Annotated in this window: 25 protein-coding genes; 6 read left to right on the forward strand and 19 right to left on the reverse strand. The window is 64.1% G+C overall.

Annotated features, from left to right (window positions below; genetic code table 11):
- From BLQ71_RS19820 to BLQ71_RS19845, 6 genes are all read right to left on the reverse strand, one after another.
- Positions 1 to 272: IS5/IS1182 family transposase (locus tag BLQ71_RS19820; RefSeq protein WP_074622971.1), on the reverse strand; the 272-nt coding region annotated here is incomplete at its 3' end.
- Between the two features lie 493 nt (positions 273 to 765).
- A complete protein-coding gene (locus tag BLQ71_RS19825; protein ID WP_052244694.1) occupies positions 766 to 1,380 on the reverse strand; it encodes a PqiC family protein in 615 nt (204 codons plus the stop codon).
- A gap of 1 nt (position 1,381) precedes the next feature.
- Entirely contained in the window at positions 1,382 to 3,181 is a 1,800-nt protein-coding gene (locus BLQ71_RS19830) for a PqiB family protein (RefSeq protein ID WP_083342312.1), read from the reverse strand.
- Complete coding sequence (locus BLQ71_RS19835; RefSeq protein ID WP_074622972.1) at positions 3,178 to 3,810, reverse strand: paraquat-inducible protein A; 633 nt, start codon at positions 3,808 to 3,810, stop codon at positions 3,178 to 3,180. The genes BLQ71_RS19830 and BLQ71_RS19835 overlap by 4 nt, the downstream gene beginning before the upstream one ends.
- Entirely contained in the window at positions 3,780 to 4,418 is a 639-nt protein-coding gene (locus tag BLQ71_RS19840; RefSeq protein WP_052244696.1) for a paraquat-inducible protein A, read from the reverse strand. Before BLQ71_RS19840 ends, BLQ71_RS19835 begins: the two co-directional genes overlap by 31 nt.
- A gap of 489 nt (positions 4,419 to 4,907) precedes the next feature.
- Positions 4,908 to 5,312, reverse strand: a complete 405-nt coding sequence (locus BLQ71_RS19845; protein WP_069208600.1) for a helix-turn-helix domain-containing protein — start codon at positions 5,310 to 5,312, stop codon at positions 4,908 to 4,910.
- Positions 5,313 to 5,383: 71 nt separating this feature from the next.
- Here BLQ71_RS19845 and BLQ71_RS19850 point away from each other — a divergent pair, with 71 nt between their 5' ends.
- A complete protein-coding gene (locus BLQ71_RS19850) occupies positions 5,384 to 6,808 on the forward strand; it encodes an MFS transporter (protein ID WP_083342313.1) in 1,425 nt (474 codons plus the stop codon).
- A gap of 205 nt (positions 6,809 to 7,013) precedes the next feature.
- Positions 7,014 to 7,757: a sulfite exporter TauE/SafE family protein gene (locus BLQ71_RS19855; protein ID WP_074622973.1), complete on the forward strand. Its 744-nt coding sequence runs from the start codon at positions 7,014 to 7,016 to the stop codon at positions 7,755 to 7,757.
- A gap of 8 nt (positions 7,758 to 7,765) precedes the next feature.
- On the opposite strand, the gene BLQ71_RS19860 is transcribed toward BLQ71_RS19855, so the two are convergent.
- The 13 genes from BLQ71_RS19860 to BLQ71_RS19920 all read right to left on the reverse strand — a co-directional run bounded on the left by BLQ71_RS19860 (position 7,766) and on the right by BLQ71_RS19920 (position 18,534).
- Positions 7,766 to 8,770 (reverse strand): YeiH family protein, encoded by a 1,005-nt coding sequence (locus tag BLQ71_RS19860; RefSeq protein WP_074622974.1) that lies wholly within the window; start codon positions 8,768 to 8,770, stop codon positions 7,766 to 7,768.
- Entirely contained in the window at positions 8,767 to 9,492 is a 726-nt protein-coding gene (locus BLQ71_RS19865) for a Crp/Fnr family transcriptional regulator (RefSeq protein WP_074622975.1), read from the reverse strand. The genes BLQ71_RS19860 and BLQ71_RS19865 overlap by 4 nt, the downstream gene beginning before the upstream one ends.
- Positions 9,489 to 10,064: a c-type cytochrome gene (locus tag BLQ71_RS19870; RefSeq protein WP_074622976.1), complete on the reverse strand. Its 576-nt coding sequence runs from the start codon at positions 10,062 to 10,064 to the stop codon at positions 9,489 to 9,491. The genes BLQ71_RS19865 and BLQ71_RS19870 overlap by 4 nt, the downstream gene beginning before the upstream one ends.
- Entirely contained in the window at positions 10,054 to 10,485 is a 432-nt protein-coding gene (locus BLQ71_RS19875; RefSeq protein ID WP_074622977.1) for a copper chaperone PCu(A)C, read from the reverse strand. Before BLQ71_RS19875 ends, BLQ71_RS19870 begins: the two co-directional genes overlap by 11 nt.
- A complete protein-coding gene (locus BLQ71_RS19880; protein WP_074622978.1) occupies positions 10,482 to 11,072 on the reverse strand; it encodes an SCO family protein in 591 nt (196 codons plus the stop codon). The genes BLQ71_RS19875 and BLQ71_RS19880 overlap by 4 nt, the downstream gene beginning before the upstream one ends.
- Positions 11,069 to 11,905, reverse strand: coding sequence for an ABC transporter ATP-binding protein (locus BLQ71_RS19885; RefSeq protein WP_083242211.1), 837 nt, complete (start codon positions 11,903 to 11,905; stop codon positions 11,069 to 11,071). The genes BLQ71_RS19880 and BLQ71_RS19885 overlap by 4 nt, the downstream gene beginning before the upstream one ends.
- Positions 11,898 to 12,563, reverse strand: coding sequence for a hypothetical protein (locus BLQ71_RS19890; protein ID WP_074622979.1), 666 nt, complete (start codon positions 12,561 to 12,563; stop codon positions 11,898 to 11,900). Before BLQ71_RS19890 ends, BLQ71_RS19885 begins: the two co-directional genes overlap by 8 nt.
- Entirely contained in the window at positions 12,563 to 13,453 is an 891-nt protein-coding gene (locus BLQ71_RS19895) for an ABC transporter permease (RefSeq protein ID WP_074622980.1), read from the reverse strand. Before BLQ71_RS19895 ends, BLQ71_RS19890 begins: the two co-directional genes overlap by 1 nt.
- A gap of 75 nt (positions 13,454 to 13,528) precedes the next feature.
- Complete coding sequence (locus BLQ71_RS19900) at positions 13,529 to 14,899, reverse strand: ABC transporter substrate-binding protein (RefSeq protein ID WP_074622981.1); 1,371 nt, start codon at positions 14,897 to 14,899, stop codon at positions 13,529 to 13,531.
- A gap of 309 nt (positions 14,900 to 15,208) precedes the next feature.
- The gene (locus BLQ71_RS19905) at positions 15,209 to 16,162 is read right to left on the reverse strand and encodes a HEAT repeat domain-containing protein (protein WP_074622982.1); all 954 of its coding nucleotides are present in this window, start codon (positions 16,160 to 16,162) and stop codon (positions 15,209 to 15,211) included.
- 8 nt (positions 16,163 to 16,170) lie between these two features.
- Complete coding sequence (locus BLQ71_RS19910) at positions 16,171 to 16,413, reverse strand: 4Fe-4S dicluster domain-containing protein (RefSeq protein ID WP_043144807.1); 243 nt, start codon at positions 16,411 to 16,413, stop codon at positions 16,171 to 16,173.
- 21 nt (positions 16,414 to 16,434) lie between these two features.
- Positions 16,435 to 18,177 carry a fumarate reductase/succinate dehydrogenase flavoprotein subunit gene (locus BLQ71_RS19915; RefSeq protein WP_074622983.1) on the reverse strand — a complete coding sequence of 581 codons (1,743 nt, stop codon included), beginning with the start codon at positions 18,175 to 18,177 and terminating at the stop codon, positions 16,435 to 16,437.
- 66 nt (positions 18,178 to 18,243) lie between these two features.
- Complete coding sequence (locus BLQ71_RS19920) at positions 18,244 to 18,534, reverse strand: DUF971 domain-containing protein (protein WP_074622984.1); 291 nt, start codon at positions 18,532 to 18,534, stop codon at positions 18,244 to 18,246.
- Positions 18,535 to 18,659: 125 nt separating this feature from the next.
- Between BLQ71_RS19920 and fdxA the strand changes: the two genes are divergently transcribed.
- The 4 genes from fdxA to BLQ71_RS19940 all read left to right on the forward strand — a co-directional run bounded on the left by fdxA (position 18,660) and on the right by BLQ71_RS19940 (position 24,190).
- Positions 18,660 to 19,001 carry a ferredoxin FdxA gene (gene fdxA, locus BLQ71_RS19925; protein WP_043144809.1) on the forward strand — a complete coding sequence of 114 codons (342 nt, stop codon included), beginning with the start codon at positions 18,660 to 18,662 and terminating at the stop codon, positions 18,999 to 19,001.
- Between the two features lie 11 nt (positions 19,002 to 19,012).
- Positions 19,013 to 19,822 (forward strand): ferredoxin--NADP reductase, encoded by an 810-nt coding sequence (locus tag BLQ71_RS19930; protein WP_074622985.1) that lies wholly within the window; start codon positions 19,013 to 19,015, stop codon positions 19,820 to 19,822.
- A 245-nt stretch (positions 19,823 to 20,067) separates the two neighbouring features.
- The gene (locus BLQ71_RS19935) at positions 20,068 to 21,111 is read left to right on the forward strand and encodes an efflux RND transporter periplasmic adaptor subunit (RefSeq protein ID WP_074622986.1); all 1,044 of its coding nucleotides are present in this window, start codon (positions 20,068 to 20,070) and stop codon (positions 21,109 to 21,111) included.
- Positions 21,112 to 21,115: 4 nt separating this feature from the next.
- Positions 21,116 to 24,190 carry an efflux RND transporter permease subunit gene (locus BLQ71_RS19940; protein ID WP_074622987.1) on the forward strand — a complete coding sequence of 1,025 codons (3,075 nt, stop codon included), beginning with the start codon at positions 21,116 to 21,118 and terminating at the stop codon, positions 24,188 to 24,190.
- Positions 24,191 to 24,205 lie beyond the last annotated feature (15 nt).

Here is a 24,205-nt window from a genome sequence, read left to right on the forward strand (position 1 = left end):
ATAACGGTCGTTTCCTCACCGTGCTCGGCCGCCAGACCCGCCATGATCCGGGCGAAGACGCCCCGATCGCTCCACCGCTTCCACCGGTTGTAGAGTGTCTTGTGGGGGCCGTACTCCCTTGGGGCGTCGCGCCACCGCAAACCGTTGCGATTGATGAAGATAATCCCGCTCAAGACACGCCGGTCGTCGACGCGGGGCTTGCCGTGCGACTTCGGAAAGTAAGGCTCCAGACGCGCCATCTGTGCGTCGCTCAACCAGAAAAGATCAGACATGATCACCGCTCGTTTTCGAACCGTGAAACATGCCAGTCAGACCAAATCAATGGGTCCTGACCCTAGGGCACGATGCGCCAGACAATTGCCTTGGCACGTGAAGATCTGGATTGGCTCATCGCACCGGAGGCGGATAGGCCGCTAAAAAAAGCGGGATATGCTTGGTGTCGCGGCACAGCGTCTGGAGGCAGGGTTTCCGAAGCGCTGGATTGGAAGGCCCCGGACGGCCCCGGGTTTCTGTCTTGCGTTTACGCCTTGGTGGCTACGATGTGCCAGGAATCCAAATCACCCAAAACTGTCCCAATGGCGCTGACGTCAGACAGCGCGTGCGCTGCCATCGTCACTTACACGACCGGCTCTTGGTCCGAGAAGCAATTCAAACATTGAGCCCGCTGCCGCTGATGGATCGGCGCCATCTTGAACTGAAACACCAGCCAGCGGGACGTCAGACCTGGTCTGCGGGCAGTGGCCAGCCCAGTTTGGCCGTTCCATTTCAGCGAGACAGATCCCGGGCAATACTTTCTGTGAGGGATGTTAGAGCCGCTGCTTGTGCCGCGGCGATGGCGGCCGGTCCCTTGTTCGCAAGCGGGATGGCAATGTCGAAAAGCCGCGCCTTGGATGGGAGCGGCGGAGGCACTTGGCGCGGCGGCTTGTCGAAATCCGGGTCGTCGATGGGGTCTGGCGTTTCGGACCCCATGAAGTACTGCCCCGACATGCGGAACACGTTCTCATTTGTGGCAATGAAGGTCTCGAACCTGATGTCCAGCACCCCCTGCGGCGGCTCAGGGAGCGGCCAGGGCTCGGGTGCCACCTTGGCAGAGGTCATCTGGTTCAACTGCCGGCTCACCTGAAGCGTCGTCGCGCGTTCCGGCTCATCCGCCCAAAGGCCGAACTCGGCCTCCCGCACGACGCCTTTCTCGTCCTGGATCGCGATCTTTTCGTCCGCCGCATAGGTCGGCAGGCTGACCGTCCGGACCAGCAGCGTCGAGACGCTGGCCCGCACATGCAGGTCGGAAGGTTTGCTTTCCACGAGGTACTGTGGGCCACCAGTGCCGCAAGCGGTCAGGCTAAATATGGCAAGGGCCGCAGCCAGTGTCTTGAAGGTCATGTCACCGTCCCATCAGCAGCGAGTTCGGGTTTCTTTGGAGCGTCCGCGCCAAGGTGCGCAAGGCGTCTGCGGCCTCGCTGATATCGCGCAACGTCGACAGGGCATTGGTGATCAGGCGCGAGCTGTCGTCATAGGCACTGAGCACGTTTTCGGTCCGGGCGGCAAGCGTATTGAGCCGTGCCGTGAGCTTGGGCAGTTCCGCCACCGCAATTTCCACCGCGTCAGCCGCGGCGGCGGCCGAGGAAAACACCTTGTTCACGTTCTCGGTCGCCCCGCTTTCGCGCAGGCCAGCCGTGATCTTGCGGGCCTCTTCCAGTGTCGCCTCGGTCTTGGCAAGCGTTGCCTTCAGATCCGGGACCAGGGTCTGCAATTCCGCCATCGTGGCATTGATGCCGGGCACAAGCGCGCGCGTTTCATCGGCCGCCACGATGGTATTCGCCGAGTCGATCAACGATTGCAGGGACGCAAGAAGCTCCTCGACGGGCAGGTTGTTGATCCGCTGGAACACGCCTTCGGCCGTTGCGTTCAGATCGGCGACGTCGGCCTCGACCGTGGGCAGTTGCGGCAGCTTGTCCTCTGTCATCGTGACTTCCGCGGCCTCTGCCTCCGGCAATTCCACGAGGTCGACGACCAACTGGCCCGACAGCAGGCTTGCCGTCGCCAGCCGGACGCGCAGACCCTGGGCGACGTAGTCGCGCAGGAAATTCAGCCCGTCCTCCGGTCCGGCCCCTTCGCCAAGGCCCAGCCGCGCCGGGTTGATGGCCAGGGTCGCATGCAGTTGCACGACCTTGCGGCCGCTTTGGTCCGAGGCGATCATGGCGACGTTTTCGACCGCGCCCACCTGCACGCCGCGAAACCGGACGATCGCCCCTTCCGACAGGCCGCCAATGGATCCGTCGAACACGGCCAGCACCTTGAGGCTGTCGAGGCTCGGGTCGTCCAGCAGGCTGGCCCGCGCCGCGGCCTGATTGGCGTAGAGCGGAAAGACCTGCCCCTGTTCCACTGCCTCGCCGCCGGCGACCATCGTGTCAAAGCTGATCCCACCCTGCACCAGCGAGGCCACGGACGAGAAATCCAGCGACACGCCGCCCGGCCCCAGAGAGACCGAAACGCCCGAGATGTCCCAGAAGCGCGTGTTGGTCGAGAGGTTGCGGTCATGTGGGGCCTCGACGAAACCGCGTATGATGACGCCGTCGCCGGTATCGGTCAGTTCAGGTGCCTCCACCGCCCCCACGGGGATGCCGCGATAGAGGATCGGCGCGCCCGCCACGATCGAATTTCCATCGCGCGCGGACAGCTGTATCGCCGTGCCCTTGCGCGTCGGATCGGCCAATGGCGCGCGTGCCAGCCCCGCAAAGGCAGTCTGCGCGGTTCCGGCCTCGGAATCCCAGCTGCCCTCGATGTAGACGCCCGACAGCACGGTGTTCAGGCCGCTGATGCCCTGCGCGGACACTTCGGGCCGGACGACCCAGAAACGCGCATCCTCGTCCATGTAAGGCGCAAGCTTGCGATCCACCCGCACCGCGACGATGACCTCGGACAGGTCGTCGGAAAAGCTGACTGTTTCGACGAGCCCTACAGAAACCTCGCGGTATTTCAGCTCGGTCTTCTCTGCGGCCACGCCAGAGGCGCTTGGAAAGGCGATCTCGATCAGCACGCCTCTTTCAGCGTAGCTTTGCCAGGCGATGCCCAGAGACACCGCAAGTGCAAGGATCGGCACCAGCCAGACAGGCGACAGCCGCGACATCGGCCCGCGCCGAGCCGGGCGCACGATAGGGTCTGCCGGGGAAGGTTCGGTCATCGGTCCTCCTCGTCTGCGTCCCAGATCAGCCTCGGGTCGAGGCTTTGCGCAGACAACATCGTAAAGGCTACCGAAAGCGCGAAACTGACTGCCGCAATCCCAGGGTTAACGTTAGCGACCGAACCCAGATGGACAAGGGCAGAGAGGATCGCAACCACGAAAACATCGATCATGGACCAGCGGCCGATGAATTCGACCACTTCGAAAAGCATGTGCCGATGATGGACCGACATCCGCGAGCGGCGTCCCAGGCTCATGGCCAGGTAGCCGATGGCAAGGAATTTTCCGATCGGGATCAGGATGCTGGCGACGAAGACGATGGCGGCCACCGCATAGGCGCCGTGGTGGAAAAGCTCGATCGCGCCGCCGACAATCGTGCTTTCCGAGCTATCGAGCAGCGTGTTTGTCCTCAGCATAGGGTAGATGTTGGCGGGGAGGTAGACAAGGATCCCCGCTGCAAGCCAGGCCCAGACGCCCTGCAGGGACTTGCGCCCGTCCGGGTCCAGTCCCGAGCCGCAGCGGCCACAGCTCTCCGTTCCCGGGGGATAGACCCGGCCACAATGGCTGCAGGCGACCAGGCCCGCGCGTTGCGCCGAGATCAGCGCCGCGTCGTTTCCAGGGATTTCCATATTGTATACCGGCACATCGTGTTGTCCTGAAGGACGTTGACGACAACGAGAACTGCAAAAGCCCAGAACGCGGGACCAAGGCTGACCGTGGCCAGCCCGGCGACCTTGACCAGCGCCACGGCGACACCAAGAACAAATATCTCTGCCATCGACCAGGGGCGCAAGCGTTCGGCCAGCCTGAAGGCATGTGCTGCGAACCGGTAGGGCTGCCGCTTCTGGACCAGGGGGAGGAGGGTGTAGATGATCGCGACCAGGCGGGCGGTTGGAATCAGGATGATGAGAAAGGCCACGGCAATGGCGAGCGGCGCCATGATCCCCTGCGAAAAAGCCATTGCGGCGTCCAGCACGGAAGCGCGGTTGTGCAGGCCCGCCGCCTGCAATTCGATGAACGGAAAGAAGACTGCGCCGGTCATCAGGATGGTCGACGTCACTGCCAAGGCAAGAACATTGCGCACTGCGTTCTCTCGGGGAGCGGCCAGAACCCGACCGCAACGCCGGCAGCATGCGGCATGATTTGTCGGAACACTCGGCTCGACATGCAAGGTGTCGCAAGTCGGACAGGCGATGAGCGGTTTGCCGGCGAAATCGGCTGGCAGTTCTGTTGTCACGCACCTTCCTCCTTTGCCTCGCGTTGGGCAGGGACGATGATCGGCCCCGCCTGATTGGTCCGCGTCGAGTGTTAGTGCATGGTAGGTCGTTGGTCCATCGGGGCGATGGTTTTCACGGCTGACGGGCATTGGCCTGACAGGTTGATTGCGCCAGCAAACTTCAAGCCCCTTGCGCGTCTTTAACTTTGACAGCAGGGGCATCGGGAAGCGCGCGGTCTTCTACCGCGCTTACCCGATCGCCTGAACCATCATTGCGACATCGTGGAAATCGGCAACAAGAGCAGCCGCTCCAAGGCCCGCTTGTATCGAGACCGCCGCTGGCCCGATGCGGCTGCGCTGTGTGGAGGTCACACCGCATAGGGCCAGTTTCCGTGGCGCCGGAAGGGGGCATCTTTGGACGCCGATAAGGGGACCATAGTCTGTGCCGATTGACACGCAGTCCTTGGTCCTGCCTTGGGATATCGTCTCGCACCGTCTGCTCTCATTCCATTAGCGCCTGTTTGCGGTGCGGCTGGCAAACTCCATCAGGCGTTTGAACTTCGGACAGTCCATGTGGGTCTCGGCCGGGCAATCGGCGACATGGCGCAAGGCATCCCTCAGCCGTGTCAGCCCCTTGATCTGCTGATCGAGCATGTCTGCGCGCTGGTGCAGCTCGGGGCGCGGCAATTGCGGAGACCCATCCCCGGCGAACATCCCCTTGATGTCGTCAAGCGAGAACCCGGCCAGTTTCCCCAACGAGATCAAAGCGAGTTGCGTCAGCACCGGGGTATCGAACTGCCGACGCAGCCCGTGCCGGCCGACCGATTGGATCAGGCCGATTTCCTCGTAGTACCGAAGCGTCGAGGGCGGGATGCCGCTGTGTCTGGACACCGCGCCGATGTCGAGAAGATTCATGGTTGACCTCAAGTTGACTTGAAGTGGCAGGGTAGCTGTCCACTGGCACTCAAGGCAAGAGGACCCCCGCCATGAACACCGCATCGCAGAACCGCACCGCCATACCTGTCTTGATCGCTTTGGCAGGGGCGACCTTATCCGCATCGCTTGGGATCAGCGTTGCCTCGGTCCTGTTGCCCACGTTGACCCGCAGCTTTGCCGTGTCGGTGACCGAGGTACAGTGGGTCGTTTTGGCCTATCTCGTCTCGGTGACCATCGCCATCGTCTCGGCCGGCCGCATTGGCGACCTCTTCGGTCATCGCCGCGTGCTGATCGGCGGGCTCATTCTTTTCGCTGTCGCTTCGGTCATTTGCGCAACCGCACCGGGTCTTGGTGTTCTGGTTGCGGGGCGCGCCGCGCAGGGACTGGGTGGGGCGATCCTGATCGCGCTGCCGATGTCCCTAGCCCGTGACCTGGTTCCGGAAGGGCGGCTTGGCATGGCGATGGGCCTTTTGGGGACCACATCTGCCTTTGGAACGGCGCTCGGGCCGTCGCTGGGTGGTTTGCTCCTGGCCTGGAGCGACTGGCGCCTGGCCTTCTGGCTGCTCGCCGGGTTTGCCTGTGCGGCGCTGGTCCTGGTTGCCTGGTCGATCAGGTCAGACCACCGGCGAAATGCGGTTTCCGTCCGCGAACTGGATCTGCCGGGAACGCTTGTGCTGGTAGTGGCCCTCGCGGCATATGCCCTCGCGACGAGCGGGGGCGTTTCTGGCGTACCGGTGTCGCCACCTGTGCTGATGTCCGGTGCACTGATCGCGATTCTTCTGTTTGTTTTCTTGGAATGCCGCGTGGCGGCGCCGCTTGTGCCGATGGGCCTGTTGCGGGACCGGGCCGTGGGCATCGGTTTTGCCATGAACCTCGCCATAGGCACGGTCATGATGTCCACCCTGGTGGTCGGCCCATTCTTCCTGGCCTTTTCATTGGGGTTGAGCGAAGCGCAAGTCGGTCTTGTTCTCGCCGTGGGGCCTGCGGTTGCCGCGGTGTCCGGGATCCCGTCGGGCTGGTTGACCGACCGACTGGGCGCAGGCCGGGTGATGGTCCTGGGGCTGGGTCAGATCATCATTGGACTGCTTTGCCTGGCCTACCTGCCGCGTCTCTTCGGGGTCGGGGGATATGTCGCCGCGCTGATGGCCTTGACCCCGGCATTCCAGATGTTCCTTGCGGCAAACAATACTGCGGTCATGTCTGGTGCCGCGCAGGCGCAACGCGGTCGGCTGTCCGGGCTTCTGGGGCTTTCCCGAAACCTTGGGCTGATGACCGGCGCATCCGCGATGTCGACCGTCTTTGTCATCTTCCTGGGCACCGGGGATGCCACGCAAGCGACGGCCGAGGAGGTCGGAAGGGCCTTTTCGATGACCTTCGCGGGCACCGCGGTGCTGGCCTTGGTCACATTGGCCCTGGCCCTGTGGAGCCTGGCCAGTGGTCGATACAGGACACTGTCACTCCGGCGGAGTGTATGAGCCGATCTGGCCTCTCCGAAGCGGTCTTTCGCAAGAGGGACCGCATGTCCCGCAGCGAAGTGCGGATGGGTGGGGCTGGCGATCGCGTGACAGAGCCTGCGGCGGCTGTGGTCAGGCACCAAAAAACATGGGAGTTTCCCCGATTTCAAAGGCTTGGTGACAATAACTTGCCTGCGGCAACCTGCGGAATCTGCTTGAAACGGGTATGGATTTTTCTGTTCTTCAGTTTGCCGCGCTGGCGGCCTCGGCGCTTGTGATAGGGGGGCTCATGGGGGCGACCTCGGTCGGGGGTGTGCTGCTTGTTCCGATGATTGCCCTGATCTGCGAGGTTCCGATTGCGCAGGCGATCCCTGTGGGCATGACGGTCGCTCTCTGCTCGGGCCTTGCGGGGTCCTGTGTCTTTGCCCGACATGGCCGGGTCGACAGGCGGGCGGCGCTGGCGTCTTTCGTGCCAGCGGGGCTGGGGGCCATGATCGGGGCGGTCCTGCTGCCCGTCGTGCCGCCCGGGGTCATCACATGTGGCGTAGTGACGATCTGTGCGCTGGGTTTCGTCGGCAGTCTCCGGAACCGGGATGCCGGACCAACCAAGTCCGAAGGCATGTCCGGCTCGGTGTTTGGCGCGCTGTTCGGCATGGTGGGGTTGGGCTCTTCCCTGTCGGGAACAAGCGGCCCGCTGCTGTTGGTTCCACCGCTGCTCTGGCTGGGGAAGGACCCGCGCGAAGTGACCGGTATGGCGCAGGTGATCCAGCTGCCGGTGACTGGCTGTGCCTGTATCGGTTTTGCGGTCCTGAACGTGATTGACGTGCAGCTTGTGGCACTGCTTGTCTTGCCGGTTGTGGTCGGCGTCATTGCCGGGGCCCGTTGGGCGCAGGCCCTGGCGCCGGGGCGGTTGCAGCCTCTGTTGTCTATGGTGCTCTTGCTGGCCGGGCTGCTCACCGTCCTGCGTTGAGCGGGAAATCAGGCCCAGAGCCAGACACCCAGCGCGGCAACCGCCAGCAACCAGATCGACAGGCCGGCCATCAGGGCAAAGGCCCCGCCGCTGGCGCGCAGCAGTTTGCGGGGCGCACTGCCCAGGCCCAAGGCGGCGACGGCGGTGACCAACAGCGCGCCGGACAACGTCCTGCTGCCGTCCATGACAGCGGCGGGCAGGGCGACCACCTGGTTGAGCATCATCAGGACGACGAAGGCGACAACGAACCAGGGCAGGCGGAAACCGCCACGTGCCTGTCCTGTCCCGGTCGTCACCAGCAAGAGCAGGACCGGCAGCATCGCGACCCGCGTCATCTTGGCCAGCGTGGCGGTCTCTCCGGTGGTTTCCGACACGGAGAACCCGGCCCCGATCACTTGCGCGACATCGTGGATGGAGGCGCCCAGGATGATGCCCTCTTGCAAAAAGTCGAACCCGGCCAGCCCGAGGAGAACCGGGTAGAAGATCATCGCAACCGTCGACATGGCCGTCGCGGTCATGATGACCAGCAGGGTGTGATCATCCTTGCCCTGGAACCCACGGGTGACAGAGGCCAGCGCCAGAGCCGCCGAGGCGCCACAGATCGCAACGGCTCCGGAGGCGATCAGAGAGGCAGGCCCGGACCAGCCCATCGCCCGTCCGATGGCCAGTCCCAGCAGGATCGTGCTTGCGCTGCCCAGGAGGATGAGCAGGAAGACCGCGGGGCCGAGGTCAAACAACTGCTCGAACGAGATACGCAGCCCCATCAGGGCGACCCCCAGTTTCAGCCCGGTCGAGGCCACCAGCCGGATCCCGGTTGCGGTGCGTTCATCTTCGGCCAGGAAGGACATGGCCATGCCCAGCAACAGCGCAAACAGCATGACCGGCGCGTCATAGCGTGCGGCGATGGCAAAGGCGGCGATGCTGATGACCACGGCCACCGCGACGCCGGGCAGGTGCTCTTCGGCGCGGGCGCGGAGGATCGACAGCGGCGGCGAGACGCGCGTTAGGTTCATTCTTCCAGGCTTTCGAGGTTGTGGATGATGATCTCGCTGCGCGTTATCTCGAGAACGCCGGCGGATTTCAATTTGTCCAGCGATTGCGTGACCCACTGTCGGGTGGCGCCCACGATGGCGGCGATCTGTTCATAGGTCAGGGTGCGATCCACGACGATGGTCTGGCCTTCCTCGCGCCCATGCGCATCGGCGAGGATGACAAGCAGCTGTCGCAGCCTCTCGGACACGGTGCGCGTGCCCAGCATCTGGATCAGTGCGGAATAGCTCTTGCCCTTCGCCACCAGCCCGTCGATCACGGCGATTGCCACTTCGGGTACTTCCCGGACCAGGTGGTGCAGGCTGGTGCCGGAGAGGAACAGCAGCTGGCAATCCTCAAGCGAATCCGCCGACCAGACGTGGCGGCCGCGGCCAAAGACCTCTGGCCCGCCGACGAAATGGCCCGGGCTCCAGTAGGCGAGCGTGATCTCGCGCCCCGAAGGGCCGGTGTAGAAGGTCCGCACGCGGCCTTCCTCGATCACCCAGACGCCGGTATGGGCCGCGCCCTGGTGAAAGATGCCTTCTCCCTTGGAAAAGCTGCAGCGTGTGCCAAGCTTGCGGACTTTCTTGCGCTGATCCGGGGACAGGCTGGCCAGGAAACCGGCGCCCTCGTTGAGTTCCAGGAAATACTCCGACAGGTAGATCGCGCCGGGGCCGGTATTGTCGATGTCGGTCTCTTCGCTCATGGGCGCGGCACCGAGGCAAGGTAGGCGGCGATGGCCGCGATCTCGCTGTCGTCGGCTGGCATCATCGGCCCGTGGGGAAGGCACCCCAGGTGCGTGCCGCGCGTGCCATCGCGGAAGTCGCGCATCTGTTTGACCAGGTAATCCGCGTGCTGCGCGGTAAGGTGGGGCACGCCCAGATACGGGGTCTCGGCGTCATGGCAGGTGCCGCAGTTCCGCGCCTCGTAGAGGGCGCGGCCCTCGGCATTCCCCTGAGGCGCCGGGGCGGGCGGATCCTGGGTCGAGAACCACTCGACCACCACCGCGATCTCCTCGGGTTTCAGCTCGGTCACGATGCTGGTCATCTGCCCCCCGTCGTTGTGGCGATCACCCGACAGGAAGGCGCGGACCTGGTTTTCGATGTAGACCGGCTCTTGTCCCGCGAGGTTGGGAAAGCGGGCATTGGCTGACACCCCGAACAGTCCGTGGCAGAGCGCGCAGCGTTCGTAGGGCGGAAAGGCCTCGGCGTCGAAATCGGCGCTGGCTGGTGTAGCCATTGCCAGCGCAATGGCGATGAACGTGGCTTTAGGACCCATGCCGCACCCGTGTGACCGGAACCTGCACCGGCAGGGTTTCCCCGTTCGCAAACGTCAGGGTGAGCAAGACCGTGTCGCCCTCTGCCTGCTTCGCGGCAGGATGCATCAGCATGACGTGCAGCCCGCCGGGGGTGAAGACGATGCGCTGGCCGGGGGCAATGTCGATGGCATCCACCGCCGACATCGTCGCCACGTCCCCCATCTCCACGGAGCGGTGCAGATGCGCCATCGCGTATCCCTCGGCCCGGACGCCGATCAGGCGGCGCGTTTCCGGGCTGTCGTTGGTCAGCTTGAAATAGGCGGCATGGGCCATGACGCCCGGCGGGGCCATCGGCACGAAAGCGTCCGAAACGGTCAGGCCGCCGGCGGAGGCGGCGAGGGGCATCATCAGTGAGAGGGCAAGGACAGCAAGGCGTTTCATTGGTTCAGGCTCCTGCGGTAGGCGATTTGCAGACGGGCGAGGAACTCGGCGGTGGCGCCGGGATCGAACGGGGGCTGCAGCTTGGCCCGCAGAGTTCCGTCCGGGGCGATCACCGAGACCGCGGAACTGTGCTGCACCTCGTAGTAGCCCGAGGCATCCGGTTTCATCAGGCGATAGAAACTGTCTGTCGCCTCGATCAGGGTGTCGATCTGGTCGCGCGTGCCGGTGAAGCCGCGAAAATCCGGGTGAAAATAGCGCGCGTAGTCACTGACCGTGCCGGCGTCCCGCGCCGGATCGACCGAGACAAAGACCACCTGCGGGACATTGTCCGGCCGCACCCGCATCGAGGTCTCGGATACCGCGGCCTCGAGGTTGCCCAGGGTGAAGGGGCAGACATCGGGGCAGGAGAGAAAGCCGAACATCACCAGAGTCCAGTGTCCGTTTAGGGCGTCCTTGTCCAAGGTCTCGCCCAGATCGTTTTCCAGGTGAAAGGCGGGCAGGGCCACGGGCTCGTCCAGTTCGACGCCCTGGACCTGCGCCATCAGCGGCGCGGCGATCAGCGACAGTAGAATGGCAAGGCGTCTCATGCGTTCTGGCTTTCGAAGGATTTGCGGCTTTCGGCCTTGATCGTGGCCAGGCAGTGCTGGCGCGCCTGCATGTAGGCCGGTTCGGTGGCCATGTCGGTCGAGCGCGGGCGGGGCAGGTCGATGCGCACGTCCTCGATGATACGCCCAGGGGCCGCGCTCATGATCAGGACGCGGTCGGCCAGGAACACCGCTTCGTCGACGTCATGGGTGACAAAGACAACCGTCGTGCCGAACTTGCGCCAGATATCCAGCAGGCTTTCCTGCATCATCAGGCGTGTTTGCGCGTCGAGCGCGCCAAAAGGTTCGTCCATCAGCAGGACCGAGGGGTAATTCGCCAGCGCCCGCGCGATGCCGACCCGTTGCTGCATCCCGCCCGACAGTTCCGCCGGGTAGCGGTCACCGAATTTCTTCAGCCCCACGAGTTCGAGGAAGGTATTGGCGGTCGATCCGGACTCGGTCCGGGAATGACCGGCCATCCGGGGGCCGAAAGCCACGTTTTCATAGACCGTCTTCCAGGGCAGCAGCGAATACTGCTGAAACACCATGCCCCGGTCCGGCCCGGGTTTGCGCACCTCCTTGCCATCGACCAGGACCGCGCCTGTCGAAGGCTCGACATAGCCGGCGATGGCATTCAGGAGCGTGGACTTGCCGCAGCCGGACGGGCCGAGGATGCAGACGAATTCGCCCGCCTCGATGGTGATGTCGGTGGTCTCGGTCGCGCGGTAGGCCGATTTGCCCTTGCCGAAGGTGATCGAGACGTCCTTGACCTCGATGCGGCCCTTGCCGATGTCATCGCGTTGCTGAGGGGCCTTGAATTTGAGGATATCAAGCATGGGCCGGGACTCCCTTTGACTGTTGAGCGGGGCGCGATTTGCGCCACGCGAGGTAGAGGATCAGCGCCGTCAGCAGGCCGAAGCCCAGGACCGACAGCAGCGGGCCGGAACGTTCCAGCGCCAATGAGGTCGAAGTGCCGAGGCCGAGCATCGCCAGGCCGACAACCCACGATGGCGTGGCGCAGCAGACAACCCAGCTCATCGTGACGTTGGTCAGCGCCACGAGAAAGGCGCCCAGCCCGGCAGTCGCCCTGAGGCTATTGCGGGCCGGAGCGGCGCAGGCCGTCCGGTGCAAGAGCGAGACGGCCAGCCCCACCATCGCGCCCAGCAGGCACAGCACCAGCAGGCGCGAGGGCATGATGTTCAGGCTCCACTCGGAAATGCCGGTGCCGTAGTCGTAGTTCATGCGCCCGATCTCGATCAGCCACTCTTCGCGGATGATCCCGACCATGTCGCGCACCGATGGCGTGGACCGGATGATGTGCAGCACGTTGCCCGGCCAGTCGTAGAAGGTGACGTAATTGGGCCAGGCGCGGAACCGCAGCAGGAGCGCGGCGAACATGGCGACCTGGTGCAGCAGGGCGAAGAGGACGCCCCAGAGCAGCAGGTGTCGCCAGCGCTGGCGGATCTCGCCCGCGATGATGGTGAGCGGGGCCATCACCGCGTCCTTTTCTGCCAGGCCAGCATCGGCGCGGTCAGCAGCTTGACCGCCGCGGTCGAGCCGGTGCCGAGGAACCCGATCACCAGCATGCCGACGACGATGTCCTGGTAGTTGATCAGGCTGTAGGCGTTCCAGGTGAAATAGCCGATGCCGTATTGCCCCGAGATGATCTCTCCGGCCAAAAGCGAGAACCAGCTGACCCCCATGCCGATGGCCAGACCCGCCGCGATCGAGGGCAGGGCGGCCGGGATGACCACATGCCGGAAAACGTCCCAGCGCGAGGCACCCAGCGACTGCGTGGCCCGCACCAGCACCTCAGGCGTCTGTTCGACCCCGTGCAGGGTGTTCAGCACGATGGGAAAGAGCGCGCCAAGGAAGGTGATGTAGATGATCGAGCTTTCCTCGGTCGGCCACATCAGGATCGCCAGCGGTATCCAGGCCACGGCGGGAATGGGGCGTACAACTTCGATGTAGGGCATGATCAGCGCCCGGGCGAGGCGCGATCGTCCCATCACCAGGCCGATCCCGATGCCAAGGGCGCAGGCCAGCGAATAGCTGATGAGGATACGGCGCATCGAGACGCCGATATGGGTCCAGAAGATCCCGGTCTGCACATGCGTCACGAAGGCGTCAAAGACGCGCCAGGGCGAGGGGACATTCTGGAAGTTGATGTAGAAATCCACGTTGTTGGCGGTCAGCAGGTGCCAGGCCAGCACGCCCAGCGTCAGCGAAAGCGCGACCAGCCCCAGATTGCCCAGTTGCGCGGCGCTGATCCGTGGCAGGCGAAGGGTTGGCCCGGCCGGTGGCGGCGCTGGGCTGGCCACAACTGCCGGTTCCGGCGTGGCGTTTACGGGCGGGGTTTCGGTCGTCTTCAGCGCTTGGGACATGGCTTGCCTCCGGTGGAGCTTGCTGCGTACCCGGGGCGGAACGTCCGCCCCGGGCCTTTTCTGGAGGGGAAGGGGTCAGCCCTCGGAGGTGAAATCCGCGATGGCGGCGTCGAAGGTGATGACCTCGCCCGAATGGCTTGCGGCATATGTCTCGGCCTCGCCCTTGCGCAGGAAGGTGGCGTAATCCTCGCCGGCCTTGACCCAGAAGGCGGTCTTGCCAAAGAGCTTCAGCCCGGTTTCGCTGTCGTAGACATAGGTGGCATTCAGCTTGGCCCCGGTACCCTGCATCGCGGCAACGGCGGCAAGGAACTCAGGCATGGTCTCATAGGTCGAGACGCCGTCACGCGCATGCCAGATCTCGGCTGGCAGGCCGGCGTTGGCCTCTTTCGGATCGACCGTCGCGGCCTTGTCGGCCTCGTAGTCCAGCCCCATGTCGGCGTAGGCGGCCTTGATGTAGTCCTCGGTGATCCAGGCGTCGAAATCCAGCGGCGGGATCGCCTTTTCGCGCACCAGGACACCGTGGTCGAATTTCAGCGCATCGACCCATTCGGCCTTGATCGTCGGATCCAGCGTCAGGTGCCCGCCCTTGGAGAAGTAGAGGTACAGAACCTCTTTCTCGACCCCGGTCCAGGTTTCCATCTCGGTCACGGCGCGCATCGGATCCTCGCGGATCCACTCGCCCGCCTCGATCACGGCCTTCAGGAAGGCCTCGACGACCTCGGGATACTCTTCGGCAAAATCCTCGCGGACGACGACGCCGTGCAGGTAGGGCACGCCAGCCTCGGAGCCGTCATAGATCTTGCGGCCCGTGCCCCGGAATTCCATGATCTCGGACCAGGGGCAGAAATCGCTGTGCGCGTCGATCTTGCCAGCCGCGATATTGGCCGCGCCCACGGCGGGGCTCTGGTTCTTCAGGACGTATTCGCCCGCGGGCATGTCGTTGTCCTGCATCGCCTTCAGCAACATGCCCCAGGCGGCGGAGCCGACCGGCGTCGAGACGGATTTGCCGCGCAGCTGGTCGATGGAATAGATGTCGCTCTCGACCGGGACGACGATGGCATTGCCCGACCCCTTGAGGTTATAGCCGGTGCCCGCGACATAGATCGACCGCAGGCTGTCGGTTTCCTGGAACTTGGCGCCGTTCACGATCAGGGGATAGTCGCCCATGACGCCGATGTTCAGCTTGTTGGCCAGCATCTGGTTGGTGATCGGCCCGCCAGAGCTATAGTCGGACCAGGTGATGTTCCATTCCGCGTCGGCATATTCGCCATCCGTGGGTAGGTATTTTTCCAGCAGGCCGAGTTCCTTGACGACGATGCCCGCCGTATAGGTGTCTGTGCACATCGACTGGTGCCCGATCGCAATCGTGATCTCTTCGGCCCATGCCGCGAATGCGAGGGGGACCAAGGCTGTACTCGTAAGGGTGGTCTTGAGGAAGGTCTTCATCACGTCTCTCCTGTGAGTTTCCGAGAAGTCGTCGATCGTTCCTCCAGCAGTATCCGGCCCTTCGATGCGCCCTGTAAAAGGTCGAGGGGGTGCTTTCTGACCGGATTTCCGGATTGCCCTCTTTTTGTGCTTGATTTGCGGCCGATGACCGCTAAGGCGCCGCAATTCGGACCGCCGATCTGCGAATCGCATATAAAAATATCGTTTTATATCAGTAACTTGGTTTGAAGTTCGGATGCGCGAATACCCCCCGGGGAGCGATGCCCGGGAGGATTAAAAATGCAGCGATTTCAGTGGGAACGTGCCTGTTCAGGCGGCCATGCGCTCCAGCGCCCAACGCACGTTCTTGCGCACATCCGGGTCGTTGTCGTCGGCATATTTCTTCAGGTACGAGGCCGTCGCCGGCACAGCGAGTTCGCCCAGAACTGCGGCGCATTCCTTGCGCAGGTTGGGCACGGGCAGGTCCATCATCGGGGCGATTTCCATCGCCGCCTCGGTCGCGCCCAGCTTGCCCAGCGACCGCACGGCCTTCAGCCGCACCTGCCAGTAGTCGTCGGCCAGGGCGCCGCGCAGGGCAGGGATGCAGGACGGACCGCCGGACTTCGCCAGCGTTTCCGCCGCTGCCTCGCGCACGATCCATTCCGGGTCTGTCAGGGCCGCGATCAGGGCCGATTGCGCGGCCTCGGACTGCGAGAACCCCATTGCCGCCAGCGCCGTGCGCCGCACGTTGACATCCGTATCATGCGCGGCCTCCTGCAGCGCGGGCAGGGAGGTTTCGTCCTGCAGCCAGCCGATCACGCCAACCGCCTGCGCCCGCACACCGGGGGCAGCGTGTTTCAGCGCGGCGACGGCGGGCGTCATGGCCTCTGGCCGACGCAACTCCTTGATCCCGGCGAGGCAGGCGGTCAGCTTGACCTCGTTCGCGTCCCCCAGGTGCGGCAGGATCGCATCCCCGGACGTCGGATCCTTGAGTTCGGTCAGGGATACAGAGGCCGCGGCCACGACTGCTGGGTCAGGATCGGTCAGGGCCGAAACCAGGGCCGCGGCCACCTCTGGCCCGTCGAAATCGGTCAACCCCTGGGCGGCCTGCTTGCGGACGCCGGCGTCTTCGTCGGCGATGGCGCGGGCAAGGTGGGGAATGGCCGCCGGATCGGCGCTGTCGGTCAGGTCGATCACCGCCATGATCCGCGCGCCGGGCACCGGGTCGTCCAGCCCCTCGGCGAGGTCCGCGATGTCGTCGAAATCTTCGAAAAGTCCGCTCATCTCTGTCCTCACTTCAGCAGGTAGGGAAGGTTCACGGTGACGGCGCCGGTTGGGCAGTCGGCCTCGCAGGGCATGCAGTACCAGCATTCGTCGTATTTCATGTAGGCCGTCTTGGATCCGTCCTCGGTCTCGGCGATGCGCAGCACGTCGAGCGGGCAGACATCCACGCAGACGGTGCAGCCCTTGTCGGCGATGCAGAGATCGGCATTCACGGTGACGGGAACGGTGGTCGCGGTCTGGGCGAGAGGCATCTGTCTGTCTCCTTCTGTTCGTTATTCGGCCGCGACCGAGGCACCGACGCGCTGGTTGTTGTAGGCGTCCTTCTCGTCCTCGGCGATTTCGACGATGTAGGGTTTCACCTCCTGCTTGCGGTGCGCCGGCTTGCCGTCGTCGCCCTTGGTCAGGATCGTGTGGCAGAACCAGTTCTCGTCATCGCGGTCGTATTCCACGCGGTTGTGGTAAAGACCCCAGCGGCTTTCGGTGCGGTAGAGCGAGGCGCTGGCCGCCATGTCGGCGCAATCCAGGATCGAGGAGGCCTCGAGCGCGCGCATCAGCTCGTGAGAGTCGCGGACGTACATGCCCTGTTCCATGTCCTCGCGGACCTCTTCGAAACGCTCTTGGGCCAGTTCCATCTTGGCCGTCACCTTGGGTGGTTGCAGGTAGTCGTTCACCAGGCGGCGGGTCTTGTATTCGATCTGGTTGGGCGGGATGCCATCGTCGCGCTTGGTGGGCGCCAGGACGCGGGTGCGCTCTGCTTCCACCTCGGCCTCGTCGAAGGCGGCGAAATCCACATCGGCGATGAAGTCAGCGGCATCGAGACCGGCGAACGCCCCGTTGGTAAAGGCCCCCAGCATGTAGTTGTGGGGCACGTTCGCCATGTCACCCGCCGCGTAGAGGCCGGGGATCGTCGTCCGTGCGTGTTCGTCGACAAAGACGCCGGAGGCGGAATGCCCCGAGCAGAAGCCGATTTCCGAGATGTGCATCTCGATCATCTGCTTGCGGTAATCGGTGCCACGGCCCTTGTGGAAATGCCCGCGGGTCGGGCGTTCGACGATGTGCAGCACGCGCTCGATCTCGCTGATGGTTTCCTCCGCCAGGTGGTTGAGCTTGAGATAGACCGGCCCCTTGCCGCCCTGCAGTTCGTCGTAGAACTCCTGCATCATCTGGCCCGACCAGTAGTCGCACTCGATAAAGCGTTCGCCCTGCGCGTTGGCGGTGTAGCCGCCCATCGGACCGGCGACATAGGCGCATGCCGGACCGTTGTAATCCTTGATCAGCGGGTTGATCTGGTAACACTCCAGGTTCGCCAGGCCGGCGCCCGCGTGGTAGGCCATCGCATAGCCCTCGCCAGAGTTCGACGCGTTCTCATAGGTGCCATAGAGATAGCCCGAGGTCGGCAGGCCCAGCCGCCCGGCGGCGCCCAGCCCCATGATGACGGCCTTGGCCCGCACCACGAGGAATTCCGCCGTGCGCGTGTTGACGCAGACCGCGCCCGCGATGCGGCCCTCGCCGGTCAGCAGGCGGGTGGCCATGTAGCGGTTGACGATGTTGATGCGCGCCTTGCGCAACTGGCGATAGAGCGCCTTCTTGACCGTGTCGCCGTTCGGCATCGGCAAGACGTAGGTGCCGATATGGTGCACCTTCTTGACGTCGTATTCGCCGTTCTGGTCCTTTTGGAACCGAATGCCGAAGTCATCCAGTTCCTGGATGATGCCGTAACACTCCTGCGCGTAGCGATAGACCGCCGCCTGATCGCATATGCCGTCATTGGCGACGGTGATTTCCTTGGTGTACTGCTCTGGCGTGGCATAGCCCGGGATGACCGAGTTGTTCAGCCCGTCCATGCCCATCGAGATCGCGCCCGAGCGTTTCACGTTGGCCTTGTCCAGCAGCACTACGTTGGCCTTGGGGTTCTTCTTCTTGGCCTTGAGCGCGGCCATCGGTCCGGCGGTGCCGCCGCCGATCACCAGGATGTCGCAGTCGATCTGGGTCAGACCGTCGAGAATCTCGTCCATGCCAGGGGCTCCTTGAATTCTGTGTCGGGATCAGCCTGCGCCGCAGTGCAGCGCGGGTTATGTCAATTAGTTGTCGTGGGTGTCGGAAAGTTCGCGAAGGTAGACGAAAGGGAAGATCGCCTTGTCATGCCCGTCAGAGAACCAGAGGTTCACGCCATAGCCGCCTACCGGGTGAATGCCGGTGATCGTCAGTCCGGGCGCCAAGGTGACGGTGCCGGTGTCGATTATTTCCCGTTTTGTCCATGCATCCCGGGCGTTTACGCGCAGCGTCTCGGCCGAGAGATGGCTTTGCCCGCCATCTTCCCAGGTCACCGTCAGGCGTGTACCGCCGGCATCCGTCATCATCTGTTCGATCATTTTTTCACTCCTGTCGTGCTGTGGACAGGCTGCCGAAATGGGGGGGGCGGGAAATAGCAATTAGTTGACGGACGGGTGCGCTGCGTTGCGGCAATCCAGAGGGGCAACAGAGAGGAACGCCCCCAATGACCTATGTCGTCACAGACAATTGCATCGCCTGCAAATACACCGATTGCGTCGAGGTCTGCCCCGTGGACTGCTTTTACGAAGGCGAGAACATGCTGGTGATCGACCCCGAGGAATGCATCGACTGCGGTGTCTGCGAACCCGAGTGTCCCGCCGATGCGATTCGCGCCGATACCGAAGGCGACATGGAGAAATGGGTGGCTTTCAACGCCAAGTACGCGGCGCTCTGGCCCGTGATCCTTGAGGCGAAGGAGCCGCTGCCGAGCGCGGATGAGATGGACGGCAAGCCCGACAAGCTGGCCAGCCAGTTTTCCGAAAACCCCGCCACCGAAGACGCCTGAGGAGACGCGCCATGAACATCGCAACCCCCGCAAAGATCCTGCCCGATGCACAGATGGTGACGACGGTCACGCATTGGAGTGACACGCTGTTTTCCTTTCGCGTCACACGCCCGCGCAGCCTGCGCTTTCGCTCGGGTGAGTTTGTCATGATCGGCCTGATGCAGACCGATGCGAAAACCGGTCGGGAAAAGCCGCTCTTGCGCGCCTATTCCATCGCCTCGCCCTCTTGGGATGACGAGCTGGAGTTCTATTCGATCAAGGTGCCCGACGGTCCGCTGACCTCGCGCCTGCAAAAGATCGAGAGCGGCGACCAGATCATCCTGCGGCCGAAGCCCGTGGGGACGCTGGTTCTGGACGCGCTCTTGCCGGGCAAGCGGCTTTGGATGATCTGCACCGGGACGGGGATTGCCCCTTTTGCCTCGCTTTTGCGCGATCCGGAGACCTGGGAAAGCTATGATCAGGTGATTGTTGCCCATACTTGCCGCACGAGGGCCGAGCTGGCCTATGGCGCAGAAATCGTTTCCGCCCTGCCGGACGATCCGCTGATCGGGGAACTGGTTGGCGACAAGTTGCGGTATTATCCCACGACCACCCGCGATCGGTCCGACATCGAGGGCCGGATCAGCGATCACATCCGCGACGGACGCGTCTTTGCGGCGCTGGATCTGCCGGCCTGGACGCCAGAAGAGGATCGCGTGATGATCTGCGGCAACCTCGCCCTCAACAAGGACATCATCGGCCTGTGCGAGATGCATGGGCTGGAGGAAGGCGCCAATTCCGCGCCTCGTCATTTCGTGGTCGAGAAAGCGTTTCTCGACTGAACGAGCGGAACCGGGGCAGGGGGCGGGCAAGCCCTTGCTGTCCCGGTGCGCGTGCCTGCTGCACGCTGTCGATTCGAACTGGGCGCTTTGCGCGGGCCGGTGAAATCAAAAAATGCATCTTGGTGACGCGTTTTCCTGCGGCGCGCGCCTCCTTTTGCCAAAAACTGAACTAAACGGTTTGCTTTTTTCGGTCCTGTCGCCTACCTGCAGGCAGCCTGCCCATCCTTTCGACAGAAAAAAGCACCATGCGCCACCTTGTTTCCGTTCTTGCCTTCGTTGCCCTGATCCTTCCCATCGCCGCTGCGGCCCAGGATCAGGCTGTTCCCGACACGCCGAAACCCGTCAAGCTGATGGAGCTGTCGTCGCGCCCGGTCGTGCAACGCCGCCAGTTCTTTGGCCAGGTGACGGCGCGCCAGACCGTCGATCTTGCCTTTCAGGTGGGGGGGCAGCTCGAGATCCTCGAAGCCGAAGAAGGCACGTCCAAGCCGAAAGGCGAGCTGGTCGCGCAACTGGATATATCCGGCTACGAGCGGGCCGTGGCGCAGGCGCAGGTAAATTACGACAAGGCGCAGCGGGACGCGGAACGCTTTGAGAGCCTGAGCGGGCAGGCGGTGTCCGCCGTCCAGGTCCGCGATGCAGAAACCCAGCTGCGCCTGGCCGAGATCGCGCTGGAAAGCGCTCAGGATGACCTGGAACATGCCACCCTGAAGGCGCCGTTTGACGCGCTTGTCGCGCGGCGGCTGGTGGCGAATTTCCAGACGGTCTCTCCGGGAACGCCTGTGGTCCGGCTGCACGATGTCTCGGAACTGCGCGTCGACATCCAGGTGCCGGAGGTGCTGTTTCGTCAGGCAGGTGACAAGGCGGACGTGACCTTTGTTGCGCAATTCCCCGGGGACAACGCCATGTACCCGCTGGAAATGCGCGAGTTCGAGACGGAAACATCCAGTGTCGGCCAGACTTACCGTATCACCCTTGGCTTTGCCGAAAGCCCCGGCGATTTCGTCTTTCCAGGCGCATCCGTGACCGTCTTTGCAACGCTCGAAGGTGCCGCGCCAGACGGCGTGATCCTGCCCGCCACGGCGCTGGTCTACGATGCGGCCGGCAAGGCCTCTGTCATGGTCTTTCGGGATGGCACGGTGCGGCGCACCCCGGTCAGGATCGAACTGCATGACGACGGCAAGCTCTACATGATGGACGGACCCGCCGACGGGACGAAGATCGTCATGACCGGCGCGTCGCAGTTGCGCGACGGCCAGTCCGTGCGCCCCTTCACCCGGATCGGAGAGTAAGCCCATGTCCATCGCGCGCGCCTCCATCGACAAGGCGCTGATCACCTGGATCCTCATGCTGGGCTGTCTACTGGGCGGCATCTGGGGCTTCTCCACGATCGGCCGTCTCGAAGATCCCGCCTTCACGATCAAGAACGCCATCATCATCACGCAATACCCCGGCGCTTCCGCCGAGCAGGTGGCGCGCGAGGTCTCGGAACCCATCGAGTCCGAGATCCAGAAGATGGGCGAGATCGACTTCATCACCTCGTCCAACAAGCCGGGTGTCAGCCGGATCTCGGTCAATATCGAATCCACCTACGACGGCACCGAACTGCCCGCCATCTGGACCAAGCTGCGCAACCGGGTCGAGGATGCCCGGCGCAGCCTGCCGCCCGAAGCGGGGCAGCCTATCGTCAACGACACTTTCGGCGACGTGTTCGGCGTGTTCTACGCGGTGACGGCGCCGGGGTTCACCGATGCCGAAGTGCATGAGATCTCGGAATACCTGCGCCGCGAACTGCTGGCGGTGGACGGGGTGGCCGACGTGGCCGTGGCCGGATTGCCGTCCGAGGCGATCTACGTCGATGCGCGCACCTCCATCGTCACCAACCTGGGGATCGCGCCGGACAGCATCGGCGCGGCATTGTCCAGCACCGACACCCGCACCCCGGCGGGCAGCGTGTCCTACCCGGCGCAGGAGGTCCGCCTGCAGGCGCCCGGCGGCAGCGACACGGTCCTGGACATCGCCAACCTGACCATCGGCGTCGGCGGCGACGTGATCGACCTTCTGGACATCGCGACGGTCACGCGGTCGCGCGTCACCGACCCCAACGAGATCATCCGCTTCCAGGGACAGGAAGCCTTTACGCTGGGTGTTGCGGGCAAGGCCGCTCTGAACATCGTCGAAGTCGGCAAAAGCGTGGACGCGCGGCTGGCCGAGATCATGCGCGACGTGCCCGCCGGGGTCGAACTGCACCCGATCTATCAACAGCATGTCGTGGTTGACGAGGCCTCGAACGCCTTTTTGCTGAACCTGGCGATGTCGGTGGCCATCGTGGTCATTGTGCTGGCGCTTTTCATGGGATGGCGGGCGGCCGTGGTCGTCGGCGCGACGCTGCTGTTGACCGTCGTGGGCACGGTGTTCCTGATGGCGATCTTCGGGATCGAGATGGAGCGGATTTCGCTGGGGGCGCTGATCATCGCGATGGGGATGCTGGTGGACAACGCCATCGTCGTGGCCGAGGGCATGCAGGGCGACATGGCCAAGGGCAAATCCGCCCGCGATGCCGCCGAGGACGTTGCCAAGAAAACCCAGACCCCTCTGCTGGGCGCGACCGTGATCGGCATCATGGCCTTTGCCGGGATCGGATTGTCGCCGGACGCGACCGGGGAATTCCTGTTCTCGCTGTTTGCGGTGATCGGGATTTCGCTGCTGCTGTCCTGGATCCTGGCGATCACGGCGACGCCGCTCTTGGCGCATTACTTCTTCAAGGTCGGATCGGGGGACGATGCGGACCACTACGGCGGGCCGCTGTTCCGGGCCTACCGGGCGGTTCTGTCTGCGGCGCTGACCCTGCGCCACCTGGTGATCCTGGCGCTGATCGGTGTGACCGTCCTGTGTTACATCGGCTTTGGCCAGGTCAAGCAACAGTTCTTCCCGGACTCGAACACGCCGCTGTTCTACGTCCATTACAAGCTGCCGCAGGGATCGAGCATCCACCAGGTGTCCGACGACATGACCCTGCTGGAAAACTGGCTGGCGGAACGTGACGATGTCACCTCGGTCGCGACCTTCATCGGCGGTGGCGCGACGCGCTTCATGCTGACTTATGCCCCCGAAGAGGCCCTGCCGACCTACGGCCACCTGATAATCCGGGCCGAGAGCCTTGAGCAGATCCCGCAATTGCGGGCCGATCTGGAAACCTTTGGCCGCAGCACGCTGACCTCGGGCGAGTTCCGCACCGAACGGCTGGCCTTTGGTCCCGGCGGCGGCGCGCCCATCGCGGCGCGCTTTTCGGGGCCGGACCCGGTGGTGCTGCGTCAACTGGCGGAACAGGCAGAGGCCGCGCTGCTTGGGGCATCCGACCAGTTGCAGGATCTGCGGACGGACTGGCGTGAACGGGAACTGGTGATCGTGCCACGCTTTGCCGACGAACGGGCCAAGGCTGCGGGCGTCACCCGCGAAGCCCTGGCACAGGCGCTGACGCTGGGCACCGACGGCCTGCAGGTCGGCCATTACCGCGAGGCGGACCGCCTGATCCCCATCATCATGCGCACCGACACGGCGCAGAGCGAAGGCGCGGGCCACCTTGTCGACCTGCCGGTCTATTCGGCGGCGGCAGGGACCTATATCCCGGTGGCGCAGATCACCGATGGCTTCGCCTGGGAAGCGCAGAACACCTTCCTGGTGCGGCGCGACCGGGTGCCGACGATTTCTGTCCAGGCGGGTGTGCCGGCGGGAGTGAACGCCTCCAGCGTCTTTGCCCAGGTGCGTGGTGCAGTCGAGGCCATCGAACTGCCAGAGGGCTATATCCTGGAGTGGGGCGGGGAATACGAAAGCTCGACCGAGGCACAGTCCTCTCTGGGCAAGCAGTTGCCGCTGTCCCTGATCATCATGGTGCTGATTTCCGTCTTGCTGTTCGGAACGATCCGCCAGCCGGTCATCATCTGGCTGCTGGTCCCGATGAGCGTGAACGGCGTTGCGCTGGGCCTGTTGGGCACCGGTCTGCCGTTCTCCTTCACCGCGCTTCTGGGCCTGCTCAGCCTGTCGGGCATGCTGATCAAGAACGGTATCGTCCTGGTCGAGGAGATCGACCTGGTCCGGGCCGAGGGCGTGCCGTTCCGCAAGGCGGTCCTGGATGCCTCCACCTCGCGTCTGCGGCCGGTGGTCCTGGCCGCCGCGACGACGATCCTGGGCATGATTCCGCTGCTGTCGGACGCCTTCTTTGCCTCGATGGCGGTGACGATCATGGGCGGCCTCGGCTTTGCCTCTGTCCTGACGCTGGTCGCGGCGCCGGTGTTCTACTACAGCTTCTTTCCGCGCGCGCGAAAGGCCGACGCGCGGGCCCGGAAGGAGGCAAAAGCGGCGGCCGCCTGAGGCCGCCGCCCGGCG

This window comes from Antarctobacter albus (assembly GCF_900101505.1).
GTDB lineage: Bacteria > Pseudomonadota > Alphaproteobacteria > Rhodobacterales > Rhodobacteraceae > Antarctobacter > Antarctobacter albus.